General features: G+C 73.2%; 3 protein-coding genes. 1 reads left to right on the plus strand and 2 read right to left on the minus strand.

Annotated features, from left to right (window positions below; genetic code table 11):
* Positions 1 to 91: 91 nt before the first annotated feature.
* Both AB0H87_RS39975 and AB0H87_RS39980 read right to left on the minus strand, forming a co-directional pair.
* Positions 92 to 1,120: a LacI family DNA-binding transcriptional regulator gene (locus tag AB0H87_RS39975; RefSeq protein WP_360158471.1), complete on the minus strand. Its 1,029-nt coding sequence runs from the start codon at positions 1,118 to 1,120 to the stop codon at positions 92 to 94.
* Positions 1,121 to 1,124: 4 nt separating this feature from the next.
* The gene (locus AB0H87_RS39980; protein WP_360158474.1) at positions 1,125 to 1,886 is read right to left on the minus strand and encodes a maleylpyruvate isomerase family mycothiol-dependent enzyme; all 762 of its coding nucleotides are present in this window, start codon (positions 1,884 to 1,886) and stop codon (positions 1,125 to 1,127) included.
* 69 nt (positions 1,887 to 1,955) lie between these two features.
* Here AB0H87_RS39980 and AB0H87_RS39985 point away from each other — a divergent pair, with 69 nt between their 5' ends.
* Positions 1,956 to 3,044 carry a UDP-N-acetylmuramate dehydrogenase gene (locus tag AB0H87_RS39985; RefSeq protein ID WP_360158477.1) on the plus strand — a complete coding sequence of 363 codons (1,089 nt, stop codon included), beginning with the start codon at positions 1,956 to 1,958 and terminating at the stop codon, positions 3,042 to 3,044.
* Positions 3,045 to 3,140 lie beyond the last annotated feature (96 nt).

Raw genomic sequence — 3,140 nt, forward strand, 5'->3', positions numbered from 1 at the left:
GGCCACCTGCTGACCGGCCCGGCCCGCGACCGCGAGGCGGCCCGCCGGGCGCTGCGGGTCCGCGAGCTAGAACGCGTAGCCGGCTGACGCCCTAGGCGCTCTCGCGAATGATCAGCTCGGTGGGCAGCATCGTGACCGCCTCGATCTCCTCGCCCGCGACCAGGCGCATGAGCTGGCGGGCCATCTCGCGGCCGATCTGCTGGATCGGCTGGCGCACGGTGGTCAGCGGCGGCTCGGTGTAGCGGGCCATCTCGATGTCGTCGAAGCCGATCACCGCGACGTCGTCCGGCACGCGCCGGCCGGCCTCGCGCAGCACCCGCAGCGCGCCGTGTGCCATCAGGTCGGAGGCGGCGAACACCGCGTCGAGCTTGGGGTCGTCGTCAAGGAGCTGGCGCATCGCGACCGTGCCGGACTCCCGGGTGAAGTCGCCGATGGCCACGATCGAGCGCCGGTCGGAGTCGCGCAGGGCCTGCCGGTAGCCGGTCAGCCGGTCGATGCCGGCGACCATGTCCTGCGGGCCGGCGATCGTGGCGATCCGCTTGCGGCCGGACGCGAGCAGGTGCTGGACCGCTGAGACCACGCCGCCGATCTGGTCGACGTCGACGTAGGGCACCTCGACCGTGGCCCGGCCGAGCGGGCGGCCGCTGCACACCACCGGGATGCCCATCCGGATCAGCGCGGCCGGCAGCGGGTCGGCGCCGTGCATCGAGGCGAACATGACGCCGTCGACGTGCCGGCTCATCGTGTAGCGCTCGACCCGGTCGTGGCCGGCCGTCGAGCCCGCGATCAGCAGCACGAGCTGCTTGTCGGCGGCGTCGAGCTCCATCGAGACGCCGCGGATGATGCCGTGGAAGAACGGGTCGTCGGAGAACACCCGGGTCGGCGTCTCCGGCAGGATCAGGGCGGCCGAGTCGGTGCGCTGGGTGACCAGGCTGCGCGCGGCGAGGTTCGGCACGTAGCCCAGCTCGCGCACCGCGCGGCGGACGGCCTCCTGGATCGGCTCGGCGACCGTGGTCGAGCCGTTGACCACGCGCGACACCGTGGCCCGGGAGACTCCCGCCCGCCGGGCCACCGCCTCGAGCGTCGGCCGCTCGCGCGTTCCGTTCTTCGCCCTCGTCAAGAAATCACCCCGTGCGTAACGCCGTCAGCAGCGTCGGGTCGCCACTGACCACGAGGACATCGAAACCCACGCGGCCGTAGAGCGCCAGCAGCAGATCGCTCGCCGTGCCCTCGGCCTGCACCCGGGCCGGCGGCTCGTCGGTGTCGAGGATCGTGTCGGTGTCGAGCAGCGCGACGCCCTCACCGCGCAGCCGCACCAGCCATTCCTGGTCGGTGTCGGCCGCGAACAGCTGCACCACGCCGTGCGGGCGCTCGCCGGTCTGCCGCCGGCCCGCCGGCAGCCACGTGTCGAGCACCTCGGAGATCCCGTCGGCGGCGAGCTTCGCCTCGATCGGCTCGCTGGCCGCGAGCGCCATCTGCGCGTCCCAGCGGTGCACCGCGGTCTCGAGCGCCATCCGCCGGTGCCAGAACACGGCCCGCTTGGACTGCGGTGCCCAGTTCCACGCCGGCGCCTCGGGATCGGTGGCGTCCAGAGTGGAGAGAAGCGTGTCGCAGCGCATCTGCCACCAGGCCAGCGCGGCCTCGCCGGCCGGTGCCTCGGACGCGGTGTGGTCGGGGTCGGGACGCTCGACGCTGTTCCGCTCGATCAGCCAGACCGTCCGCTCGTAGCAGCCGCCGAGGTGCTGGACGAGATCGGCGATGGTCCACCCCGGGCAGGACGGCACCGGAGCGTCCGCCGGCGCCTGGGCCACCGCTGCGGCGAACGCGGCCGACTCCGCACGCAGGCCTCCGAGCCAGAAGTCCTTGGTGCCGTGCAGTCTGGTCATCGGAGCTCCTTCGGTGCAGGCCGGACCGTCGCCACAAGTGCCGGAGCCTCTCAGCCTAGGGTGAACAGCGTGCCAGACGTTAGCGCCGAACCACCGACCACCGCCGGCCCGCTCGCTCCGCGCGCGTTGGCCGACTTCACGACCCTGCGGTTGGGCGGCCCCGCTGGCCAGGTGCGCACGGCCGAAACTGCCGAGCAAATCGTGCAAATGGTACGCGCGGCTGCGGACGCCGACGCACCGGCCATGATCCTTGCGGGTGGCAGCAACGTCGTGGTCGCGGACGCCGGCGTCCCCGGCCAGGTGGTGCTGATCCGCTCCCGCGGCGTCGAGGTCGTCGAGTCGACCGACACCGAGGTCGTGGTCCGGGTGGCGGCCGGCGAGCCCTGGGACGAGTTCGTCGCGGCGACCGTCGACGCCGGCTGGTCCGGCGTCGAGTGCCTGTCCGGCGTGCCGGGGTCGGCCGGCGCGACCCCGATCCAGAACGTCGGCGCGTACGGCCAGGAGGTCGCGGAGACGATCGTCGGCGTCGAGGTCTACGACCGGGTCGACGACACGGTCCGCCGGATGGCCCCGGCCGAGTGCCGCTTCGCCTACCGGACCAGCCTCTTCAAGCACAGCGACCGGTGGGTCGTGCTCTCCGTCGACTTCCGGCTGGCCCGTTCGACCGCGTCCGCACCGATCCGCTACGCCGAACTGGCCCGCGCGCTGGCGGTCGAGCAGGGCGAGCGGGTGCCGCTGGCCGAGGCGCGCGCCGCGGTGCGGGCCCTGCGCGCCGGCAAGGGCATGGTGCTCGACCCGGTCGACCACGACACCTGGTCGGTCGGCTCGTTCTTCACCAACCCGGTGCTGGACGCGGCCGCGGCCGAAAGCCTGCGCACCCGCGCCGCCGGCGTCGGCGAACCGCCGGCGTGGCCCGGCCCGGGCGGTGTGGTCAAGGTCAGTGCGGCCTGGCTGATCGACAAGTCCGGCTTCGCCAAGGGCTACGGGGGCCGCGGCGGCGTGGCCATCTCGGGCAAGCACACGCTGGCGCTGACCAACCGCGGCCAGGGCAGCACGACGGCGCTGCTCGACCTCGCCCGGGAGATCCGCGACGGCGTGCACGATCGGTTCGGCGTGACCCTGCATCCGGAACCGGTGCTGGTGAACTGCTCGCTGTAAGAAGGGGGCCCGCTGCGCCCCCGCTGACCTGCGGTGCGTATATGGATGCAGAGCAAAGCCTGGCGAACTGGGACTGGCCACCGCGGGCCTGGTGGC

It is taken from the genome of Asanoa sp. NPDC050611 (assembly GCF_040654855.1).
Taxonomy (GTDB): Bacteria; Actinomycetota; Actinomycetes; order Mycobacteriales; family Micromonosporaceae; genus Asanoa.